The 21,182-nt window shown below is 71.6% G+C and carries 14 protein-coding genes and 2 pseudogenes; 10 read left to right on the top strand and 6 right to left on the bottom strand.

The window, feature by feature from the left end:
• Positions 1–107: 107 nt before the first annotated feature.
• The 3 genes and pseudogenes from ABZS71_RS08295 to ABZS71_RS08285 form a co-directional block, all read left to right on the top strand.
• Positions 108–1,088: pseudogene (locus tag ABZS71_RS08295) on the top strand (dihydrolipoamide acetyltransferase family protein); the annotation flags it as partial.
• 85 nt (positions 1,089–1,173) lie between these two features.
• The gene (locus ABZS71_RS08290; protein WP_355850483.1) at positions 1,174–1,833 is read left to right on the top strand and encodes a GntR family transcriptional regulator; all 660 of its coding nucleotides are present in this window, start codon (positions 1,174–1,176) and stop codon (positions 1,831–1,833) included.
• Positions 1,830–3,125, top strand: coding sequence for an MFS transporter (locus tag ABZS71_RS08285; protein WP_356208376.1), 1,296 nt, complete (start codon positions 1,830–1,832; stop codon positions 3,123–3,125). The genes ABZS71_RS08290 and ABZS71_RS08285 overlap by 4 nt, the downstream gene beginning before the upstream one ends.
• A gap of 12 nt (positions 3,126–3,137) precedes the next feature.
• Here ABZS71_RS08285 and ABZS71_RS08280 read toward each other — a convergent pair whose 3' ends face one another.
• Positions 3,138–3,962 (bottom strand): maleylpyruvate isomerase family mycothiol-dependent enzyme, encoded by an 825-nt coding sequence (locus tag ABZS71_RS08280; protein WP_356208374.1) that lies wholly within the window; start codon positions 3,960–3,962, stop codon positions 3,138–3,140.
• A gap of 139 nt (positions 3,963–4,101) precedes the next feature.
• Between ABZS71_RS08280 and ABZS71_RS08275 the strand changes: the two are divergent.
• Both ABZS71_RS08275 and ABZS71_RS08270 read left to right on the top strand, forming a co-directional pair.
• Positions 4,102–4,878, top strand: a pseudogene (locus ABZS71_RS08275) (carbon-nitrogen family hydrolase); the annotation flags it as partial.
• Between the two features lie 460 nt (positions 4,879–5,338).
• Positions 5,339–7,192: an NHL domain-containing thioredoxin family protein gene (locus ABZS71_RS08270; protein ID WP_356208390.1), complete on the top strand. Its 1,854-nt coding sequence runs from the start codon at positions 5,339–5,341 to the stop codon at positions 7,190–7,192.
• Between the two features lie 76 nt (positions 7,193–7,268).
• Here the strand turns inward: ABZS71_RS08270 and ABZS71_RS08265 are convergent, their stop codons facing one another.
• From ABZS71_RS08265 to ABZS71_RS08255, 3 genes are all read right to left on the bottom strand, one after another.
• Positions 7,269–8,081, bottom strand: a complete 813-nt coding sequence (locus ABZS71_RS08265; protein ID WP_356208372.1) for a DUF4232 domain-containing protein — start codon at positions 8,079–8,081, stop codon at positions 7,269–7,271.
• A 121-nt stretch (positions 8,082–8,202) separates the two neighbouring features.
• The gene (locus ABZS71_RS08260; protein ID WP_356208371.1) at positions 8,203–10,200 is read right to left on the bottom strand and encodes a BTAD domain-containing putative transcriptional regulator; all 1,998 of its coding nucleotides are present in this window, start codon (positions 10,198–10,200) and stop codon (positions 8,203–8,205) included.
• A 1-nt stretch (position 10,201) separates the two neighbouring features.
• Entirely contained in the window at positions 10,202–11,494 is a 1,293-nt protein-coding gene (locus tag ABZS71_RS08255) for a M18 family aminopeptidase (RefSeq protein WP_356208370.1), read from the bottom strand.
• Positions 11,495–11,770: 276 nt separating this feature from the next.
• Here ABZS71_RS08255 and ABZS71_RS08250 point away from each other — a divergent pair, with 276 nt between their 5' ends.
• The gene (locus ABZS71_RS08250; protein ID WP_356208369.1) at positions 11,771–12,529 is read left to right on the top strand and encodes a TNT domain-containing protein; all 759 of its coding nucleotides are present in this window, start codon (positions 11,771–11,773) and stop codon (positions 12,527–12,529) included.
• A gap of 58 nt (positions 12,530–12,587) precedes the next feature.
• Positions 12,588–12,911 (top strand): hypothetical protein, encoded by a 324-nt coding sequence (locus ABZS71_RS08245; RefSeq protein ID WP_356208368.1) that lies wholly within the window; start codon positions 12,588–12,590, stop codon positions 12,909–12,911.
• 94 nt (positions 12,912–13,005) lie between these two features.
• Here ABZS71_RS08245 and ABZS71_RS08240 read toward each other — a convergent pair whose 3' ends face one another.
• On the bottom strand, positions 13,006–14,832 hold the full coding sequence (locus ABZS71_RS08240; protein ID WP_355850456.1) for an acyl-CoA dehydrogenase: 1,827 nt from the start codon (positions 14,830–14,832) through the stop codon (positions 13,006–13,008).
• Positions 14,833–14,976: 144 nt separating this feature from the next.
• Between ABZS71_RS08240 and ABZS71_RS08235 the strand changes: the two genes are divergently transcribed.
• Positions 14,977–15,474 (top strand): SseB family protein, encoded by a 498-nt coding sequence (locus tag ABZS71_RS08235; RefSeq protein WP_355850453.1) that lies wholly within the window; start codon positions 14,977–14,979, stop codon positions 15,472–15,474.
• 107 nt (positions 15,475–15,581) lie between these two features.
• Positions 15,582–16,535 carry a pirin family protein gene (locus ABZS71_RS08230; RefSeq protein WP_355850450.1) on the top strand — a complete coding sequence of 318 codons (954 nt, stop codon included), beginning with the start codon at positions 15,582–15,584 and terminating at the stop codon, positions 16,533–16,535.
• A 140-nt stretch (positions 16,536–16,675) separates the two neighbouring features.
• On the opposite strand, the gene ABZS71_RS08225 is transcribed toward ABZS71_RS08230, so the two are convergent.
• On the bottom strand, positions 16,676–18,829 hold the full coding sequence (locus ABZS71_RS08225) for a SpoIIE family protein phosphatase (protein WP_356208366.1): 2,154 nt from the start codon (positions 18,827–18,829) through the stop codon (positions 16,676–16,678).
• A 118-nt stretch (positions 18,830–18,947) separates the two neighbouring features.
• On the opposite strand from ABZS71_RS08225, the gene aspS reads away from it, so the two are divergent.
• Positions 18,948–20,774: an aspartate--tRNA ligase gene (aspS, locus tag ABZS71_RS08220; RefSeq protein ID WP_356208364.1), complete on the top strand. Its 1,827-nt coding sequence runs from the start codon at positions 18,948–18,950 to the stop codon at positions 20,772–20,774.
• The last annotated feature ends 408 nt before the right edge of the window (positions 20,775–21,182 follow it).

Below are 21,182 nucleotides of genomic sequence, written 5' to 3'. Positions count from 1 at the left end.
TGGCCGGACAGGATACTGCATGATCATAAAAAGGTGGGTGCGGCATGGGAATTCTGTCCGGATTCCAGTCGTTGTTTCCCCCCGAGGCCGCCGCCCCGGCCGCCGAGCCCGCGCCCGCGGCGCCCGCCCCCGCGCGTCCGGAGACCGGCCCCGATCTGAACGGCCACGCCGGCCAGGCCAGGGCCGCCCGCCCGCTGGCCAAGCCCCCGGTCCGCAAGCTCGCCAAGGACCTGGGCGTCGATCTGGCGACGGTCGCCCCGAGCGGCCCGGACGGGATCATCACCCGCGAGGACGTCCACGCGGCGGCCGAGGCCGTCGCGCCGGTGGAGGAGGAGGTACCCACCAAGGTCGCCGCGGCCCCGGCGGCCCCGTCCGCCGTCGCCGCCGGCCGGGAGCGCCGGGTGCCCGTCAAGGGCGTACGGAAGGCCACCGCGCAGGCGATGGTGGGCAGCGCCTTCACGGCCCCGCATGTGACCGAGTTCGTGACGCTCGACATCACGCGCACGATGAAGCTCGTCGCCTCCCTCAAGCAGGACCCGGAGATGGCCGGGCTGCGGGTGAACCCGCTGCTCCTCGTCGCCAAGGCGCTGCTGGTGGCCATCAAGCGCAACCCGGACATCAACGCGACCTGGGACGAGGACAACCAGGAGATCGTCTACAAGGACTACGTCAACCTGGGGATCGCGGCTGCCACCCCGCGCGGTCTGATCGTCCCGAACATCAAGGACGCGGACGCCAAGACCCTGCCCGAACTGGCCTCCGCCCTGGGCGAGCTGGTCTCCACCGCCCGCGAGGGCAGGACCAGCCCGGCGGCGATGTCCGGCGGCACGGTGACCATCACCAACGTCGGTGTCTTCGGCGTCGACACGGGCACCCCGATCCTCAACCCCGGGGAGTCCGCGATCCTCGCCTTCGGCGCCGTCAAGCTCCAGCCGTGGGTCCACAAGGGCGAGGTCAAGCCGCGTCAGGTGACGACCCTGGCGCTCTCCTTCGACCACCGGGTGGTCGACGGCGAGTTGGGGTCCAAGGTGCTCGCGGATGTCGCGGCCGTCCTGGAGCGCCCCAAGCGGCTGATCACCTGGGGCTGACGCCGGCGCGTCAGGCCTTCTCCCCCGTCCGGATCGCGGACGGGGGACAGGTGTGCATACCTGTTGTATCTATGATGTGCGCATCATGAGTCCCACCGCCACGGCGATGAAGCCGCCGCCCGCCGCCGAACGCGTCTACACCCATGTGAAACAAGCCGTCCTCGACCGCAGCTACGAGGGCGGCACGCTGCTGAGCGAGGGCGAGCTGGCCGAGGCCGTCGGAGTGTCCCGCACGCCCGTACGGGAGGCCCTGCTGCGCCTTGAGGCCGAAGGGCTGCTGAAGCTCTATCCGAAAAAGGGCGCCCTGGTCCTGCCCGTCTCCGCCCAGGAGATCACGGACGTGGTCGAGACCCGGCTGCTGGTCGAGCAGCACGCGGTCGCCAAGGTCGTCCCGGCCGGGGAGCCACTGCTGGTCCGGCTGGAGGAGCTGATGGAGGAGCAGAAGGAGCATGCGGCGGCCGGGGACCTGGCCGCCTTCGCGGTCGCCGACCGCTGCTTCCACGCGGAGATCGTCCGGGCGGCGGGGAACGGGATCCTGGCCCATCTCTACGACCAGTTGAGGGACCGCCAGCTGCGGATGGGCGTGGCCACCATGCACGCCGAGCCCGATCGGATCGCCAAGAACATCACGGAGCACACGGAGATACTGGAGGCCCTGCGCGCCGGGGACGCGGGTTCCGCGGCCGGAATCGTGCAGCGCCACGTCAGCTGGGTGAACATCCTCGCCCGGGGTGAGGCGCGATGACCACCGCCCGGCTGCCCGGGGACCCGCCCGGCGGACGGCGCGCCGTCGCCGTCTGGGGCCTCGGCGTCGCGGTCTACTTCGTCGCCATCACCTATCGCACCAGCCTCGGCGTGGCCGGTATCGACGCCGCCGACCGTTTCCACATCAACGCCTCGGCGCTGTCGACCTTCTCCATCCTGCAGCTGCTCGTCTACGCCGGGATGCAGATACCCGTCGGGCTGATGGTCGACCGGCTCGGCACCCGTAAGGTGCTCATGATCGGCATCGTGCTGTTCACCGTCGGCCAGTCCGGCTTCGCGCTCTCCCACTCGTACGCCATGGCGCTGGCCTCCCGCGCGCTGCTCGGCTGGGGCGACGCGATGACGTTCATCAGCGTGCTGCGGCTCGGCTCGCGCTGGTTCCCGGCCCGCCGGGGCCCGCTGATCGGGCAGATCGCCGCGCTGTTCGGGATGGCGGGCAATCTGATCTCCACGCTGGTGATCGCACAGACGCTGAAGAGCGTCGGCTGGACCCCGACCTTCGCGGGCAGCGCGGTCGGCGGCGTGGTCATCTTCGTTCTGGTGCTGCTCTTCCTGAAGGACCATCCGGAGGGCTACGAGCCCGCGCCCGCCGCCCATGGGTGCAAGGGCTTCGTCCGCCAGCAGATCGCGGCCGCCTGGCGCGAGCCCGGCACCCGGCTCGGCATGTGGGTGCACTTCACGACCCAGTTCCCGGCGATGGTCTTCCTGCTGCTGTGGGGCATGCCGTTCCTGGTGGAGGCGGAGGGGCTGTCCCGCGCCACGGCGGGCGAGCTGCTCACGCTCGTCGTGCTGTCCAATATGGCGATCGGCCTGATCTACGGACAGGTCATCGCCCGGCACCACGCCGCCCGCGCGCCGCTGGCCCTCGGCACGGTCGGCGCCACCGCGCTGCTGTGGGGCACCGTGCTGGCGTGGCCGTCCCCTCACGCGCCCCTGTGGCTGCTGGTCGTCCTGTGCGCCGTGCTCGGCGCCTGCGGGCCCGCGTCGATGATCGGCTTCGACTTCGCCCGCCCCGCCAACCCGCCCGAGCGGTCCGGCACCGCCTCCGGGATCGTCAATATGGGCGGCTTCACGGCCTCGATGACCACCCTGCTGGCCATCGGCGTCCTGCTGGATCTGACCGATGACAACTTCCGGGCCGCCTTCGCCTCGGTCTTCGTGCTCCAGGCGCTCGGCGTCACCCAGATCCTGCGGCTGCGCGGGCGCGCGCACCGACGGGAGCGCGAGCACGTGGTCGCGAGCCGCGTCGAGGCGGTGCACGTACCGGCGTGACCCCGTGGGGTGTTACGGCGTGATCGCGAAGTGGGCGAGGATCGCGTCGGCCAGCTGCTGATCGCCCTCGGTCTTCACCCGCTCGGAGACCGCCTCGGGCCGCACCCGGCCGCACGCCAGCCGGACGTACGTCTCCCAGTCCAGGCTGAGCGTGAGGGTCGGCCCGAGGGAGACGCTGCCGTCGACGGCGCCCTTGCCGTCCGCGTCGATCCGGACCGTCCGCATGAACTCCAGCGGGCCGTGCACATCGAAGACCACGGCCGAATGGGGCGCCGCGCCCGCGTCCTTGGCGACCACCTTGGGCAGCGCCGACAGCAGGACGTCACGGGAGATGACCGCGCCCGGCGAGTCCAGATTGCCCGGGCGGTTCAGCGCCCGGCGCAGATCCTGCTCATGCACCCAGACGTCGAAGGCCCGCCGGGTCAGGGCGTTCTCCAGGGACAGCTCCGTGCCGCCGGGCCAGCGCACCATGGCGTCCGGCTCGCGCTTCTCGTTCCGCAGCTGGCGGGAGCGCCGGATGACGGTGTACTCCAGCTCGGAGGTCATCTCGGGCGCGGTGTGGCAGCGCCGGACGTCGACCTGGACCTCCATATAGCGCGAGCTCTCGTTGGTGACGTGGTACAGATCACGCGGCAGGCTGTGGATGGGGCGCGGATCGCCGAGCATCTCGCATTCGAGGCCGATCACATGCGAGACGACGTCACGCACCGACCATCCCGGGCACTCGGTGGCGCGGTTCCACTCGTATTCCGGGAGCGGGTTCACCAACTCCGATATGGCGTCAATGGAATGGGTCCAGGCGTCGATGGAGGTCTGAAGGCTGGGATGGACGGTCACGGGACCCCTCGGGCGGTCGTACGCGGGCTGGGTGCTGGTGTGTTCGTTCAAGTTACGCTGCCCACGAGCACCAGGGCAGTGCTTTCGGGTCTGATCGTAGGCCCGGATCGGCAGCTCGATTCTCGAGAGCGGTGGTAGTGTGCGTGCCTCCCTGATCCAGATGGGGATGGACCCGGACGAGTCGGTCGAAAGCCGACGGGTGAGAGCCGCCTCGCTCGTCCGTGATCAGTCGGATGTGGATCTTGTCGTCCTTCCCGAACTCTGGAACCTCGGCGCCTTCGCGCACGACTCCTTCGCCACCGGCGCCGAACCACTGGACGGGCCGACCGGCCGGGCCATGGCGGAGGCGGCCCGCGACGCCGGGGTCTGGCTGCAGGCGGGCTCCCTCGTGGAGCGTGCCCCGGACGGCACGCTCTACAACACCGCGACGCTCTACTCCCCCGACGGCGCCCTCGCCCGCTCCTACCGCAAGATCCACCGCTTTGGCTTCGACACGGGCGAGGCCGTGCTGATGGGCGCGGGCCAGGACGTCGTCACCGCCCCCCTCCCGGCCGCCACCCTGGGACTGGCCACCTGCTACGACATCCGCTTCCCCGAGCTCTTCCGGCACCTCGTGGACGCGGGCGCACAGCTTCTGGCGATCCCGGCCGGCTGGCCCGCCCGCCGCCGCGAACACTGGCGGCTGCTGACCCGCGCCCGCGCCGTGGAGAACCAGGCGTACGTCCTGGGCTGCTGCGCCGCCGGTACGAGCGGCGGCGTGGTCCACGCCGGGCACAGCGTCGTCGTGGACCCGTGGGGCGAGGTGCTCGCCGAGGCGGGGAAGGACGAGGAGGTGCTGAGCGTCGAGATCGACCCGTCGCGGGTGGCCCGCGCCCGCGCCGACTTCCCGGTGCTGCGGGACCGGGTGCTGGGGCTCGCGGAACTGGTTCGGTTCGGGCACTTCTCCGGTGACGGCGCCTACCTCGGGGACGAGGTGGACGAGCGCCCCGCCGTGGTCAAGCTCTGCTCGTCGGCGTTCGAAGCCGTGCCGCACACGATCAGGGACGCCCCGGAGGGCGGCATTACGGCTCAGCTGTTCTGCATGATCCAGGGGTGCGGCGAGTCGTCGGGTCCCAGGGGCGACCCCGACGAAGCTCAGGACTGGGCGCTGAGGCACACCGGGCGCACCGGTCACGACCTGTTCCGGCGGGAGTACACCGACCATGCCCGCGTGACGCGGGACGAGTGAAGACCCCGTTCCGGCGCCCAGTGGGATCGACGCCCAGGCGCGCGCCCGTAGAACGGCCTGACGGACGACAGGCGCGCCTGCACGCCCCTGCTCCGATGCGGTGGGGGCGTTTTTCGCGTTTGTACGCCTGTAGGCGATGCTGGTCGTCATGACCGACGTACCACGACGCCGCGCCCGCGTACGCGCCCCCGAGCTGCAGGGCCGTGCCTGGTTGAACACCGGCGGGAAAGACCTCACGCTTGCTGACCTGCGAGGTCGTTGCATCGTGATAGATTTTTGGACGTTCTGTTGTGTGAACTGTCTGCACGTCCTGGACGAGCTGCGCGAGCTGGAGGAGAAGCACCGCGACACCGTCGTGATCATCGGGGTGCACTCGCCGAAGTTCGTCCACGAGGCCGAGCACCAGGCGGTCGTGGACGCCGTCGAGCGCTATGAGGTGCACCACCCGGTCCTCGACGACCCGAAGCTGGCCACCTGGAAGCAGTACGCGGTACGGGCCTGGCCCACCCTCGTCGTGATCGACCCCGAGGGCTATGTGGTCGCCCAGCACGCGGGCGAGGGCCATGCGCACGCCATCGAGACCCTGGTGGGGCAGCTGGAGGCCGAGCACGCCGCCAAGGGCACGCTGCGGCGCGGCGACGGCCCGTACGTACCCCCGGAGCCGGTCCCCACCGAGCTGCGCTTCCCCGGCAAGGCGCTGCTCCTGCCCGGCGGCACCTTCCTGGTCTCGGACACCACCCGGCATCAGCTGGTCGAGCTGGCGGCGGACGGCGAGAGCGTGCTGCGGCGGATCGGCACGGGCGAACGCGGCCTTGATGACGGCACGGCCGAGCGGGCCCGCTTCAGCGAGCCCCAGGGGCTCGCTCTGCTCCCCGACGGCACGGTGGCCGTCGCCGACACCGTCAACCACGCGCTGCGCCGCTTCGACCCGGCCGCCGGCGAGGTCACCACGGTCGCCGGGACCGGCCGCCAGTGGTGGCAGGGCTCGCCCACCGAGGGGCCCGCCCGGGAGGTCGATCTGTCCTCCCCGTGGGATGTGGCCTGGTTCGCCGACCGGCTGTGGATCGCCATGGCGGGCGTCCACCAGCTGTGGACGTACGACCCGGAGGACGGGACGGTACGGGCCGCCGCCGGGACCACCAACGAGGGGCTCGTGGACGGCCCCGCCGACCAGGCGTGGTTCGCCCAGCCCTCCGGGCTCGCGGCGGCCGGGGACCGGCTGTGGATCGCGGACTCCGAGACCTCCGCGGTGCGCTGGGTGGAACGGGCCGGCGAGGGCGACGGCGACGGCGACGGATTCGTCGTCCGTACCGCTGTCGGCACCGGACTGTTCGACTTCGGGCACCGGGACGGCGCCTCCGAGCAGGCCCTGCTTCAGCATCCGCTGGGCGTCACCGCGCTGCCCGACGGCTCGGTGGCCGTCGCCGACACCTACAACCACGCGCTGCGCCGCTTCGACCCGGCCACCGGCGAGGTCTCCACGCTCGCCACGGATCTGCGCGAGCCGTCCGACGCCGTGCTGGTGGACCGGGACATCGTCGTGGTGGAGTCCGCCCGGCACCGGCTGACCCGGCTGCGCCTGCCCGAGGAGGCCGTACGGGTCGACCCGGTCGCCCATCGCACCCAGCGCGCCGCGACCGACATCGCCCCGGGGACGCTCCGCCTCGACGTGGTCTTCCAGGCGCCCGCCGGACAGAAGCTGGACACCCGCTACGGGCCCTCCACCCGGCTGCTGGTCAGCTCCACCCCGCCCGGGCTGCTGGCCGAGGGCGACGGCGCGGGCACGGACCTGAGCCGCGAGCTCGTCCTGGCGGAGGGCGTGACCGAGGGTGTGCTGCATGTCTCGGCGATGGCCGCGTCCTGCGACGACGACCCTGCGAACGAGTACCCGGCCTGTCATGTGCACCAGCAGGACTGGGGCGTCCCGGTCCGGGTCACCGCCGGCGGCGCGGCCCGGCTGCCGCTGGTGCTGGCCGGGATGGACGAGCCCGAGGCGTCCTGAGCCGGGCCGGACGCGGTGAGACGGCCCCCGCCGAAGCGGGGGCCGTCTCGGCACGGGTGGGCTTTCACCGGGCTCGTTACCAGGACAGGGCGTCGGAGGCGTCGCTCTGCCAGTAGGTGACCTCGGCCTTGCTGTCGATGTACACCGAGCCGCCGGGAAGGTCGACGGTGCTGGAGCCGTCCGCGTCGCTGAGGAACACGGTCACCTTGGAGACCTTCGTGCCGTCGCTGCCCGAGCCGTCGGCGCCGGAGGTGGTGATGCCCGCGTAGGCGGACTCACCGGGGGCGAGCGACACGACGGCCTGCGGCTTGGTCTCCTCGGCCGCCGCGGTGGGCGCCTGGGCGTCGTCGAACCGCAGCAAGGGGAAGCCCGGGACGTTGCAGTTCACTCCGGCCCCATTGGTGACCTTCAGTAGCAGATGGTTGACGGGCCGGGTGACGGACTCGACGCTCACCACCATCTTGTTGAGGTCGCAGGTGCCGATCTCGACCTCGGAGCCGCCCGAGGTGCCACCGGTCTTGTGGGCACCGGTCTTCTGTGCGCCGGTCTTCTTGGCGCCGGCGCCGCCCGCGGACGTTCCGGACGTGCCGCTGTCCGTCGTGCCGCCGGAGCCGTCCCCCGAGCTGCCGCCCGCCTGGGCGCCGCCCTGGGCGCCGGCGTCGGCGCCGCCGCCCGCCGCCGTGTCCTGCTGTGCGCCGCCCTTGGCGCCGGAGCCCTGGGCCGCGGGCGTGGTCGCCGAACTCTCCGCCTTGCCGGAGGTCTTGACCCCCGAGGCGCCGTTGCTGCCACAGGCGGTGAGGGTGACCCCCGCGGCGACGATGGTCAGTCCGGCGGCGACGGAGCGCAGGGTACGGGCGCGGTGGGCGAGGAAGGCGGTGGTGAGCGACATCGGTGGTTCCCCCCGGTGGGTGTCGGACGTTTTCCGGTACGGCTCAAGCCTGTCCGGGCCCGCTGCCGTTCGGCTGCCGTACGACTGCCGCGCCGCTAACGCCTGGCTAACGCCCCCGCGCTCACCGCGGACCGGCCTCCTCCGGACGTCCGCCGGGGTCCTCCTCCGGGGCCCCGGCCGGGGCCCCGCCGCGTCCGCTCCCATCGCCCTGGGCGAAGAGTTTCACCAGGTCACTCATGACGTAGCGGTTGGTGGCCTCCTCGTCCAGCAGATGCATCTCGGCGAGCCGGTCCAGGGAGTCCTGGATCAGCTCGGGGTCCGCCCCGGACAGCGCGGCCGCCTCCGCGGTGTTGACCTCCCGGGCGAAACCGGTGCCCAGGGCCCGCAGCAGTTCCGCGTCGTCCGCGGAGAGCCGCGCCACCGAGTTGCGCAGCGCGGCCGCCACCCCGGCGTCCTCCGCCGACAGCAGGGCGAGCCTGCGCCGCTCGTCGCGGAGCGCGGTGGCCAGCCGGGCCAGTCGCCAGCGCGGCCGGGCCATCAGCTGCGCGGAGGCGGCGCGCAGCGCCAGCGGCAGCCCGTCGCACAGGGCCACCAACTCGTGCGCGGCGTCGGGTTCCTCGGCGACCCGGCCCGGTCCGAGCAGCGCGCCGAGCAGGGCCACCCCGTCCTCGGGGCCGAGCGCGTGCAGCCGTACGGGGCGGGCCGAGTCGGTGGCGATCAGCCCGTCGAGCCGGCTGCGGCTGGTGACCAGCGTGGCGCAGTGGGGGCCGCCGGGCAGCAGCGGACGCACCTGCGCGGAACTGCCCGCGTTGTCCAGCACCACCAGCAGCCGGCGGCGCGCGACGAGGGACCGGTACAGGGCGGAGGCCGCCTCCGGAGAGGAGGGGATGTGCTCGGGCGGGGTGCCCATGGCGAACAGGAACTCGCGCAGCACCTCGGCGGGCGCGGCCGCCTCACCGCCGCTGAACCCGCGCAGATCCGCGAAGAGCCGCCCGTCGGGGAAGGCGGCCGCGCGGGCGTGGCCCCAGTGCACGACCAGCCCGGTCTTGCCGACCCCGGCGGGCCCGCTGACCAGAGTGATGCCGCCCTCCCGGGGATAGCCGCCCGGGGCGCTGCCCGGCGGCTCGGCGTCGGGCAGCGCGAGCCGCGTCAGCTCGGCCAGCTCCGTATTACGGCCGAGGAAGCCCGCCGGAGGCCGGGGGAGCAGCTCGGGCGCGGACACGGCCGCGGGTACGGACACGGGGTGCGCGGGGGTCGAGGGCACCGGCTGCGCCCCATGGCCCGCATGGCCCGCATGGCCCCCATGGCCTCCATGGCCGCCCTGTCCGGCGGCCTCGGTGCCGCCGCCCCTCGGTCCGTCCGCCGTCGGGGCCGCCCGCAGGATCTCCTGGTACGCGGAGGTCAGCCGCTCCCCGGGGTCGACCCCCAGATCGTCGGCGAGCAGCTGCCGGGTGCGGTGGAACCAGCTGATCGCGTCGGACTGCCGTCCGGTCCGGTACAGCACCAGCATCAGGGCGGCGATCAGCCCCTCGCGCAGCGGGTTGGCGAGGGCCGAGGGGTGCAGCACGCCCGCCGCCCGCTCGTACTCGCCGAGCGCCTCGTGCGCACGCGCCAGCGCCTCCACGGCCGTCAGCCGCCGCTCCTCCAGGGCGTGCGCGGCCGCCGCGAACGGCGGGCTGGCCACGGTCCCGGTGAGCGCCGGGCCGCGCCACAGGCCGAGCGCCTGGCTGAGCAGCTGTACGGCGTCGCCCGGGGCGGCCTCGGGACGGGCGTGCGCGACCAGTTGGTCGAAGCGCTGGGTGTCGATGAGCGTCTCGGGCACCCGCAGCAGATAGGCCGAGCTGTGGGTGGTGAGCTCGACGCCGTGGTCGTCGGCGCCACCCTCGGCCAGGGCCGCACGCAGCCGCGAGACATGGCCCTGGATGACGGTACGGGCGTGGGCGGGCGGTTCGTCCTCCCACAGACTGGATATCAACTGATCCAGTGAGACCGTGGAGTTGGGCCGCAGCAGCAGCATGGCGAGCACGCTGCGCCGCTTGGCCGGCCCCAGCGGAAGCTCGACGGGCGCTGCTGGGGGCCCTGTGGTCACGGTGACCGGGCCCAGCAGAGAGAAATGCAACTCAGCCCTCCAGAAAGGCGGTCAGTGCCTTGGCGAGCAGCCGCGGGTCCTGCGCTCCGCACAGTTCGCGCGCCGAGTGCATGGACAGGATGGCGACGCCGATGTCGACGGTGGCGATGCCGTGCCGGGCGGCGGTGATCGGGCCGATCGTGGTGCCGCACGGCATGGAGTTGTGCGAGACGAAGCTCTGCCAGGGCACGCCCGCGCGCTCGCAGGCGGCGGCGAAGACGGCCCGCCCGGCGCCGTCCGTGGCGTACCGCTGGTTGACGTTGACCTTGAGGATCGGGCCGCCGTTGGGCATGGGGTGGTGGCCCGGCTCATGGCGCTCGGCGTAGTTGGGGTGGACGGCGTGCCCGGTGTCGGAGGACAGGCACACCGTGCCCGCGAAGGCGCGGGCCTTGTCCTCGTACGTACCGCCGCGGGCGAAGACCGAGCGCTCCAGCACATTGCCGAGCAGCGGGCCGTCGGCGCCGGTGTCGGACTGGCTGCCGTTCTCCTCGTGGTCGAAGGCGGCGAGCACGGGGATGTGCGGCAGCTGAGGGCGGGCGGCGACGGCGGCGAGCGCTGCCGTACCGGCGTGCACGGACAGCAGGTTGTCCATCCGGGGCCCGGCGACCAGCTCCCGGTCCCGGCCGAGGTAGGCGGGCGGCTCGACGCTGTGCACCATCAGGTCCCAGCCGCCGACCTCCTCGGCGGCGACGCCGGTCTCCTCGGCCACGAAGCGGATCAGACCGCCCTCCTCGACGCTGCCCAGACCCCAGATTGGCGTCATATGTTGCTGCTTGTCGAGCTTGAGCCCCTCGGTGTTGACGGACCGGTCGAGATGCACGGCGAGCTGGGGCACGCGCAGCAGCGGCCGGTCGATGGTGACGAGGTGGTGTGAGCCGTCTCTGAGGGTGAGGCGGCCGGAGAGCCCGAGGTCGCGGTCGAGCCAGGTGTTGAGCAGCGCGCCGCCGTAGATCTCGACCGCGATCTGCCGCCAGCCGTGCGCTCCGGTATCGGGAATCGGCTTGACCCGCAAATTGGGAGAGTCGGTATGAGCACCGGCAATTCGGTACGGAGTGGACGGGCTCGCCCCCTCCGGCACGTACCAGGCGATGATCGCGCCGCCGCGCAGCACATACTTGCCGCCGGTCCCGCCGTCCCACGGCGCGGTCTCCTCGACCTGCCGGAAGCCCGCCTTCTCCAGCCGCTCCGCGACGCCTGCCACCGCGTGGTACGGCGAGGGGCCGGCGCGGAGGAAGGACATGAGGTCGTCGGTATGGCCTCGGTCGATGCCGGCGTGTGCGCTCATGTGCTCAGCATAGATTCGGGAGGGGCCGGATCATGCTGGTCCGGCGTGTGGGATCCGTCGGCGGGGCCGTGGGCGGGCCGGTATTGATCGGGGCGGCCGGATCACGCCGGTGCGGGGGTGGATCTGCCCGGTGCGCCGGGTGCGGGAGCCATCCGTGGGGTCGCATTGAGCCGATCTGATGAAAGCACGTCAGTTAAGGCTAAGAAAGCGGCGAATGCGCCGATATTCCCCGTGACCGAGCAACGTCGAGCTCAGTCGCACTCGAGGGGATACCGGATGCGCGTTCTTCGACATGTCCTAGTCGTCCTGGGGTCGCTGCTTCTGCTGTGCAGCAGCGGACCGGCCGTGGCGCAGTCCGCCGCCGGCCTCCTCGCCGCCGGGCTCGCGCCCGTGGCGGCCCCGGCGCCGGCGGCCGCGCCCACACCCGATCCGCGTCCGGCTGGCGGTGGGGACAGCGGGGGCAAGGGCCATCCGCCCTGTCCGGCGACGGACCGCATCGGGGGCACCAACACCGCACCGAACCCGGCACGCGAGCGGTACTACAAGGGCGACTGGCGGCTCGGCCCGGCATATCTCCCCCACCGCGGCGCGATCGGCAAGATGCTCGAAGGCTATAACCGGCTGGACCACTTCTCCTCGGCCGGCGCCTTCCTCAACTGCTACTGGGACGAGGCGACGGGCGGCTGGCGGTACCCGTACCCGGACGGCTGGACGCTTCTCAACGGGGTGCCGCTGCACACCACCATCAGCCTGAAGGCCGGTCAGAAGGTCGACCTCTTCGGCAGCGGTTTCGGCCACTTCCTCGCCCCGGCGGGCACGCCCTACGCGGAGCGCGCACTGCCGCCGAGTAATCTCGACACCTGCGATCCGGCGTACCCGCACGGCTACCACCTCTATGAGGTCACGCAGCCCTTCCTGGTGGAGGCGGGTCCCATCCGGCCCTGGTTCGGCCAACCCGGCTACGGCATCCGGTATCTGACGGGTCCGTCCATCCCTCAGCTCGTCGCGGCCGGAAATCTCCGCCCGCTCAACTGAGGGCGGATCCTGGGACGGTGGACAGACGGGAACTCGTCCAGCCCTTGACGACGATCAGGTGCCCGGCGCGCCGTACGACATCCCGGGAGTGCATGACATCCCGGTCCAGCCGGACGTGTACTACTTCCTGCGGCCCGCCCCGGAGGGCGGCTGGGTGACCGGGCTGCGGGAGCGCTCCAGGGACCGGGACATCAGCCGGTTCGCCACGGAGGACGAGGTGTGCCGGGATCTGCTCGCCAGGCTGCGGGCCCGCCCGCGCCCGCCCGGCGGCGGGACCGAGACGGTCGAGGAGATCCTGGCGCAGGGCGAGGAGATCCGGCGCCAGGCCCGCGAGGGGGTCGAACGGGCGCTACGGGAGCATCCGCCGGACGAGGAGCGGTGAGGGAGCGGTGAGGGACCCGGGGCGAACGGCACAGGGGCCGATCGCCCCGCTGTGAGTACGGGACGATCGGCCCCTGGGCCGACGGGGACGGGCCTCAGAACGCGGCCTCGTCCAGGTCCATCAGGTCCTTGTCGACGGACTCGGCCAGCGCGCGCTGCACCGAGACGCCCGGCAGCACCTCCTGGACGAAGAACTTCGCGGCGGCGATCTTGCCCTCGTAGAAGGCGGTGTCCTTCGCGGAGGCGGCGCCCAGCTTCTCGGTGGCGACCGCGGCACCCCTCAGGAGGAGGTAGCCGAGGATGACATCGCCGGAGGCGAGCAGCAGCCGGGTGGAGTTCAGGCCGACCTTGTAGATGGAGGTGACGTCCTGCTCGGTGGCGGCGAGGTCGGTGAGCATCGCGCCGACGATCCCCTCCAGGTCCACCGCCGCCTGGGCGAGCTGGTCGCGGGCGGCGGCCAGCTCCTCGCCGCCGCCGGCCTCGGCCAGGAACTTCTTGATCTCCTCGGACAGGACGGTCAGCGCCTGGCCCTGGTCCCGGACGATCTTGCGGAAGAAGAAGTCCTGGCCCTGGATGGCGGTGGTGCCCTCGTAGAGGGTGTCGATCTTGGCGTCCCGGATGTACTGCTCCAGCGGGTACTCCTGGAGGTAGCCGGAGCCGCCGATGGTCTGCAGGGACTGCGCCAGCTGCTCGTACGCCTTCTCCGAGCCGTAGCCCTTGACGATCGGGAGCAGCAGGTCGTTGAGGCGGTTCGCGGCGGAGGTGTCCTCGCCCGCGGCCTCCTGGACCAGGATCTCGTCCTGGACGGAGGCGGTGTAGAGGACGAGCGCGCGCAGGCCCTCCGCGTACGCCTTCTGCGTCATCAGCGAGCGGCGCACGTCGGGGTGGTGGGTGATGGTGACGCGCGGGGCGGTCTTGTCGGTGAAGGCCGCCAGGTCCGGGCCCTGCACCCGCTCCTTCGCGTACTCCAGCGCGTTGAGGTAGCCGGTGGACAGGGTGGCCATGGCCTTCGTGCCGACCATCATCCGCGCGAACTCGATGATCTTGAACATCTGGCGGATGCCGTCGTGCTTCTCGCCCAGCAGCCAGCCCTTGGCCGGGCGGTCGGCGCCGAAGGTCAGCTCACAGGTGTTGGACACCCGCAGACCCATCTTGTGCTCGACGTTCGTCGCGTACGCACCGTTGCGCTCGCCGAGCTCGCCGGTCTCCCAGTCGAAGTCGTACTTGGGGACGACGAACAGCGACAGCCCCTTGGTGCCGGGCCCCGCGCCCTCGGGGCGGGCCAGCACAAAGTGGATGATGTTGTCGGAGACATCGTGCTCACCGGAGGTGATGAACCGCTTCACACCCTCGATGTGCCAGGTGCCGTCCTCCTGCCGGATCGCCTTGGTGCGCCCCGCGCCGACGTCCGAGCCCGCGTCCGGCTCGGTCAGCACCATGGTGGAGCCCCACTGCTTGTCCACCATCAGCTGCGCGATCTTCAGCTGCTCCTCGGTGCCCTCGTCGTGGAGCACCCCCGCGAAGGCCGGGCCGGAGGCGTACATCCAGATCGGAGTGTTGGCGCCGAGGATCGTCTCGGCCGAGGCCCACAGCAGCGAGCGCGGGCAGGCGGTGCCGCCGAGCGACTCCGGGACCCCGAGCCGCCACCACTCGGCGTCCATGTACGCCCGGTAGCTCTTCTTGAAGGACTCGGGGAGCGGCGCCGTGTGGGTCTTCGGGTCGAAGACCGGCGGGTTGCGGTCCGAGTCGGCGTAAGAGTCGGCCAGCTCGTTCTCGGAGAGCCGGGATATCTCGGCGAGCACGCTCTTGGCGGTCTCGACGTCCATCTCCGCGAACGGGCCGGTGCCGTACAGCTTGTCGCGGCCGAGTACCTCGAAGAGGTTGAACTCGATGTCGCGGAGATTCGACTTGTAGTGCCCCATGGCGACGGCTCCGTAGGATCGGGAGGCAGGGACCTCTGAGTTAGCGCGGTATCGATCAACAATCCGGTGATTGTCATGATGCTACCCGTCGGTAATAAAGGGCAACCCTCAACCGGGTAACTGTGACTCAGTACGCTTCGGTCCATGTACGGCTACGACCAGAACGCGAGCGCGGGGCAGGGTTACGCCGCTCCGCCGCCTCCGCCGCAACAGCAGCCGCATCTGTCACATCACCCGCAGCCGGGTGCCGGCTACGGTGAGCAGCCGCTCTACCCGGAGCCCTCGCCTCCGTCGCTCGCCGACGCGGTGCGTGCCTTCACCACCGGCTCGATGTCGGCCGAGGACTTCCAGCAGATCTTCGCTACCTCGAAGGTCTACTGCCCGCGCGGTGACAACCCGGGCTTTCTCGCGCTGCACAACACCCAGCAGCCGGTGATCCCGATGTTCACCTCACTCAAGGAGTTGCGGCGCTATGCGGGCAAGGAGTCCAAGTACTTCGTGATCACCGGCGCCGAGGTGATCGACCTGCTGCCCACCGGCTATGGCTTCGTGCTCGACATGGAGGGCGAGCACCGGATGGTCTTCGACGCGAAGGCGGTGGAGCAGATGGTGGACTTCGCGATGCGGCGTATGTACGGATAGGTCCCGTTATCGGCCCTGGCTCCGGGCCCCACTGGGGCCGGAATGGCCCTCTTGCGAGTCGTTCAGTGTTCAATTAAGTTGAATGGTGAACGACCGAGGAGGCCGTTATGCCCGCAGTGACCGTAGACAACCCGCTGACCCTGCCCCGCGTCGCCGCACCCGCCGAGGCACGGCAGCGGCCCGCGCTCACCGTCACCACCGCGCCCAGCGGCTTGGAGGGAGAGGGCTTCCCGGTGCGGCGCGCCTTCGCGGGCATCGACTACCAGCACCTCGACCCGTTCATCATGATGGACCAGATGGGCGAGGTGGAGTACGCGCCGGGCGAGCCCAAGGGCACCCCCTGGCACCCCCACCGCGGCTTCGAGACCGTCACGTATCTGATCGACGGCACCTTCGTCCACCAGGACTCGCACGGTGGCGGCGGCACGATCAACGACGGCGACACCCAGTGGATGACCGCCGGCTCCGGGCTGCTGCACCTAGAGGCCCCGCCGGAGTCGCTCGTCATGTCCGGCGGCCTCTTCCACGGGCTCCAGCTGTGGGTGAACCTGCCGGGCAAGGACAAGATGATGCCGCCGCGCTACCAGGACATCGGCGGCGACAAGGTCAAGCTGCTCACCTCGTCCGACGGCGGTGCGCTGCTGCGGCTGATCGCGGGCGACATCGACGGCCACCAGGGCCCGGGCATCACCCATACGCCGATCACCATGCTGCATGTCTCGGTGAACCCCGGCGCCGAGCTGGCCCTCCCCTGGCGCTCCGACTTCAACGCCCTCGCCTACGGCCTCGCCGGGCGCGGCAGCGCGGGCCCGGAGCGGCGGCCGTTCCATACCGGCCAGACGGCCGTCTTCGGCGGCGGTGACACGCTGACCGTCCGCGCCGACGCGACGCAGGAGTCGCGCAGCCCGAACTTCGAGGTGGTGCTGCTCGGCGGGCAGCCGATCCGCGAGCCGATGATGCACTACGGGCCGTTCGTGATGAACACGCACGCGGAGCTGGCCCAGGCGTTCGACGACTTCCGCGCCGGGAAGCTGGGCACGGTTCCGGCCGACGCCGGGTAAGCGGGGTACGCGGGTCTTTCGGGCTGGGCACTTCGGGCTGGGCGCTTCGAGGTGGGCAGCCCGAGCCGGGTGGCTGGGCGGCGCTACCACCGATGCGGGCAGGCCGCCCCCGGACACTCCCGGCCGACGTACGGCTAGCGCTAGCCGCCGTCCGGCGAGGCCGCGTCCTTCGGCGCGGCCTCGAACAGCTCGTACCAGATGCATTTGCCGTCGCCCCGGGGGTCGACCCCCCAGTTGTCGGCGAGCAGCTCCATCAGCAGCAGCCCGCGCCCCGACGAGGCGAGCTCGCCGGGGCGGCGGCGGTGCGGCAGCTCATCGCTGCTGTCGGCGACGTCCAGCCGCAGCCGTCTGGCCCCGCGCCGCCCGCTGACCTCGGCGACCAGCAGGGCGTCCCCGTCGGTGTGCACCAGCACATTGGTGACCATCTCGGAGAGCATCAGCACCGCCGACTCCACCTGGTCCGGGTCCGCCCAGTCGTGCAGCATGTCGCGCAGCTGCTGCCGGGTGCCCGCTATCCGCTCCGGTTCGGCCTGCGCGACCGTGACCGCGGTACGCCGCACCGGCGCCGAACCGGGTCCGACCAGGCATACCTCCGCTTCCCGCCGGATCAGCAGCAGCGCTATGTCGTCCTCGCGCCGGTCGGCGAGAGGGCCGGTGGTGTGGTGGGAGGGCGGTCCGTGCACGGCCTGCACCAGGGACTCGGCGAGCGTTTCGAGATCGCCGCCGTCGCCGTCGTCGGGCCCGGCGGCCGGCCGCTCGAAGACGGCCCGGATCCGGTCCCAGCCGGTCTCCAGATCGTGGCCGCCGGTCTCGATCAGCCCGTCGGTGCACATCAGCAGCGTCTCGCCGGGCTCCAGCACCACCCGGGTGGTCGGGTAGTCGGTGTCCGGGTTGATGCCCAGCGGCAGCCCGCCCGCGGTGGGCCGGATCATCATCGTGCCGTCGGCGAGCCGGACCGCCGGATCGGGGTGGCCCGCGCGGGCGATGTCCAGGGTGCCCGCGACCGGGTCCACCTCCATGTAGAGGCAGGTCGCGAAGCGCGGGTCGTAGTCGCCGTCCTGCCCGCCGGGCTCGCACAGCCCGGCGAGAAAGCGGGAGGCACGTGAGAGCACCGCGTCCGGGTGGTGCCCCTCGGAGGCGTACGCGCGCACGGCGATCCTCAGCTGGCCCATGATCCCGGCGGCGCGCACATCGTGCCCCTGGACATCGCCGATCACCAGCGCCGTACGCCCCGAGGGGAGCGCGATCACGTCGTACCAGTCGCCGCCGACCTGCAGCCCGCCACCGGTGGGCACATAGCGCGCGGCCACCGTGAGCCCCGGGATATCGGGCTTGCGGGCGGGCAGCATCGACCGCTGCAGCCCGTCCGACAGCTCGCGCTCGGTCTCCTGGAGGGCCGCCCGGGACAGCGCCTGGGCCAGCATCCGCGCGATCGTGGTGAGCACCGAGCGCTCGTCGGGCGAGAAGGTCACCGGATGGGCGAAACCGGCCATCCACGCGCCGATGGTCCGGCCCGCGACGATCAGCGGCAGAAAGGCCCAGGACCGCCGCCTGACGGACCGGGCCTGCGCCCAGGCGGCCGGAAACCGGCCGCGGTAGTCCTCCGGCGAGGGCAGATAGACCGCCCGGCCGGTGCGGATCACCTCGGCCGCCGGATAGTCGGTGTCCAGCGGTATGGCGGCGAGGGGGTGCTCGGTGCCCGCCCGGGGCCCGTGGTGGCCGATCACCGAGATCCGGTCGCCCTGGACGCCGAAGACCGCGAGCCCGTCCGGTGAGAAGCCCGGCATCGACAGGCCCGCCGCGACCCGCAGCACCTCGGCGGTGGACATCGCCTCCGCCAGCGCCCGCCCCGCGTCCAGCAGGAACGCCTCGCGGTTGCGCCGCCAGTCGCCGGTGACGGGGGTGACGGGGGTGACGGCCGCGGAGGTGCCGGGGAGCGGCTCGGGGACCTCCTGGAGGGTGCCCAGCAGGTAGTAGCCGTCCTCGCTGCCGCCGCGCGCGATCGGCCGGGACCGGGTGCGGACGGTGCGCTGCACCGTGCCCTTCTCGTCCACGATCCGCAGCCGCGCCTCGGCGAGGGTGCCCTCGGCCACCGCGAGCATCACTATGGCCTTGACCTCCAGCCAGTCCACGGGGTGGAAGCAGGCCCGTGCCGCGGCTTCGGGGAGGGTGACGGCCTCGGCGGGCAGGCCCACCAGCCGGGCCGCTTCCGCGTCGTAACTGACGGCGCCCGAGACACTGTCCCAACGCCATAGGCCGGTCGCTATGGCGGCCAGCAGGTCCTCGGTGCGCATTGCACTACCTTATGGGGATTTGGCGAGCGCTTACCAGTGAGGGGCGCGGCGCCGGTAGGCTTGCCCGGAAGCTTCATGAGGGTACGTACGCCTCCCGACCAGACGACTTGGATGAATGATGCACCGGTACCGGTCCCACACCTGTGGCGAGCTCCGCGCCGCTGACGTCGACACCGACGTGCGGCTTTCCGGCTGGCTCCACAATCGACGGAACCTGGGCGGCATCCTCTTCATCGATCTTCGCGATCACTACGGGCTGGTCCAGCTTGTCGTACGCCCCGACACCGCCGCCAACGAGGCCCTGAGCTCGATCACCAAGGAGACCGTCGTGCGCGTCGACGGCCGGGTGATCGCGCGCGGTGCGGACAACGTCAACCCCGACCTGCCGACCGGTGAGATCGAGGTCGAGGTCACCGACGTCGAGGTGCTCGGCGCCGCCGACCCGCTGCCCTTCACCGTCTTCCCCGAGGACGGCGTCAACGAGGAGCGGCGGCTGGAGTACCGCTTCCTGGACCTGCGCCGCGAGCGGATGCACCGCAACATCATGCTGCGCTCCGCCGTGATCTCCGCGATCCGGCAGAAGATGACCGCGCAGGGCTTCAACGAGATGGCGACCCCGATCCTGTCCGCCACCTCGCCCGAGGGCGCGCGGGACTTCCTGGTCCCCTCCCGGCTGCACGCGGGCAAGTTCTACGCGCTACCGCAGGCGCCGCAGCAGTTCAAGCAGCTGCTGATGATCGCGGGCTTCGACCGCTACTTCCAGATCGCGCCCTGCTTCCGCGACGAGGACGCCCGCGCCGACCGCTCGCCGGGCGAGTTCTACCAGCTCGACGTCGAGATGAGCTTCGTCGAGCAGGAGGACGTCTTCGAGGTCATCGAGAAGGTCATGACCGAGCTCTTCGAGGAGTTCGGCCGGGGCCGCCATGTCACCTCGCCGTTCCCGCGGATCCCGTTCCGCGAGGCCATGCTGAAGTACGGCTCCGACAAGCCGGACCTGCGGGCCAAGCTGGAGCTTCGGGACGTCAGCCATGTCTTCGCGGGCGCCGGCTTCAAGGCGTTCGCGGACAAGCACGTCCGCGCGCTGGCCGTGCCGGACACCGCCGACCAGCCCCGGAAGTTTTTCGACCAGCTCGGCGAGTTCGCGGTCGAGCAGGGCGCCAAGGGTCTCGCCTGGGTCCGGATCGGCGAGGACTCCAAGCTGACCGGGCCGATCGCCAAGTTCCTCACCGATCAGGACGTCGAGAAGCTGATCGCCGAGGTCGAGGGCAAGCCGGGCACGTCGGTCTTCTTCGGCGCGGGCGACTTCGACGAGGTCTCCAAGATCATGGGCGCGGTGCGGGTCGAGGCCGCGAAGCGGGCCGGCCACTTCGAGGAGAACGTCTTCCGCTTCGCCTGGATCGTGGACTTCCCGATGTTCGAGCGGAACGAGGACACCGGGCAGATCGAGTTCTCCCACAACCCCTTCTCCATGCCGCAGGGCGGCCTGGAGGCGCTGGAGACCAAGGACCCGCTCGACATCCTCGCCTGGCAGTACGACATCGTCTGCAACGGTGTGGAGCTGTCGTCGGGCGCCATCCGGAACCATGAGCCGGATGTGATGTTCAAGGCGTTCGAGATCGCGGGCTACTCCCGGGACGAGGTCGAGCGCGAGTTCGGCGGCATGCTGCGCGCGTTCCACTTCGGCGCCCCGCCGCACGGCGGCATCGCCCCCGGCGTCGACCGCATCGTGATGCTGCTGGCCGACGAGCCCAACATCCGCGAGACCATCGCCTTCCCCCTCAACGGCAACGCGCAGGACCTGCTGATGGGCGCGCCCAGCGAGGTGGACGAGGCCCGGCTGCGCGAGCTGCATCTGTCGGTGCGCAAGCCGCAGATCAAGCAGGCGGAGAAGGCGGACAAGGCGGAGAAGAAGGCCGACGGGCAGCCGGAGAAGCCCGCCGAGTAACGATGAGGATGGGGACCAGGACCGGACGGGCCGGACGGGCCGGACGGACCAGGCGGCCCGGAGGGGGCGCGGGCGCGATAGCGGCCGTCGCCCTCGTCATGGCGGCACTCGCCGGATGCGGCGCGTCCGGAGGCGGCGCGTCCACGGAAGACTAGTCCGGGGGCGGCGCGGCGCGCGGGTCCGCGAGAGCGGACCGCCCCGGCACCGGTCGCCCCGCGGGGCGGCCTGCCCCAGCCGAGCCCCCGGGAGCTGCCGGGGCTCGGCCCCCGTACCCGGGCCGAGGTGCCGAAGGACGCCGAGCAGGTCGTGGTCGTCACCGGCGCCGACCGCGACTCATGACGTGAGCCCGCACAGGCATTCACAGCCTGCGCTCATGCCGTTGCCAGGTTGCGCCCCTAGCGTCCCCTG

This window comes from Streptomyces sp. NPDC005393 (genome assembly GCF_040606675.1).
In the GTDB taxonomy this organism is placed as follows: Bacteria; Actinomycetota; Actinomycetes; order Streptomycetales; family Streptomycetaceae; genus Streptomyces.
This window is presented reverse-complemented; position numbering and strand designations above follow the sequence as displayed.

Coding starts and splice junctions, on each gene's coding strand:
- aspS (WP_356208364.1), top strand. CDS start 18,948: ATGCACCGGTACCGGTCCCACACCTGTGGCGAGCTCCGCGCCGCTGAC.
- ABZS71_RS08290 (WP_355850483.1), top strand. CDS start 1,174: ATGAGTCCCACCGCCACGGCGATGAAGCCGCCGCCCGCCGCCGAACGC.
- ABZS71_RS08255 (WP_356208370.1), bottom strand. CDS start 11,494: ATGAGCGCACACGCCGGCATCGACCGAGGCCATACCGACGACCTCATG.
- ABZS71_RS08240 (WP_355850456.1), bottom strand. CDS start 14,832: ATGGGGCACTACAAGTCGAATCTCCGCGACATCGAGTTCAACCTCTTC.
- ABZS71_RS08265 (WP_356208372.1), bottom strand. CDS start 8,081: ATGTCGCTCACCACCGCCTTCCTCGCCCACCGCGCCCGTACCCTGCGC.
- ABZS71_RS08225 (WP_356208366.1), bottom strand. CDS start 18,829: ATGCGCACCGAGGACCTGCTGGCCGCCATAGCGACCGGCCTATGGCGT.
- ABZS71_RS08250 (WP_356208369.1), top strand. CDS start 11,771: ATGCGCGTTCTTCGACATGTCCTAGTCGTCCTGGGGTCGCTGCTTCTG.
- ABZS71_RS08235 (WP_355850453.1), top strand. CDS start 14,977: ATGTACGGCTACGACCAGAACGCGAGCGCGGGGCAGGGTTACGCCGCT.
- ABZS71_RS08270 (WP_356208390.1), top strand. CDS start 5,339: ATGACCGACGTACCACGACGCCGCGCCCGCGTACGCGCCCCCGAGCTG.
- ABZS71_RS08285 (WP_356208376.1), top strand. CDS start 1,830: ATGACCACCGCCCGGCTGCCCGGGGACCCGCCCGGCGGACGGCGCGCC.
- ABZS71_RS08230 (WP_355850450.1), top strand. CDS start 15,582: ATGCCCGCAGTGACCGTAGACAACCCGCTGACCCTGCCCCGCGTCGCC.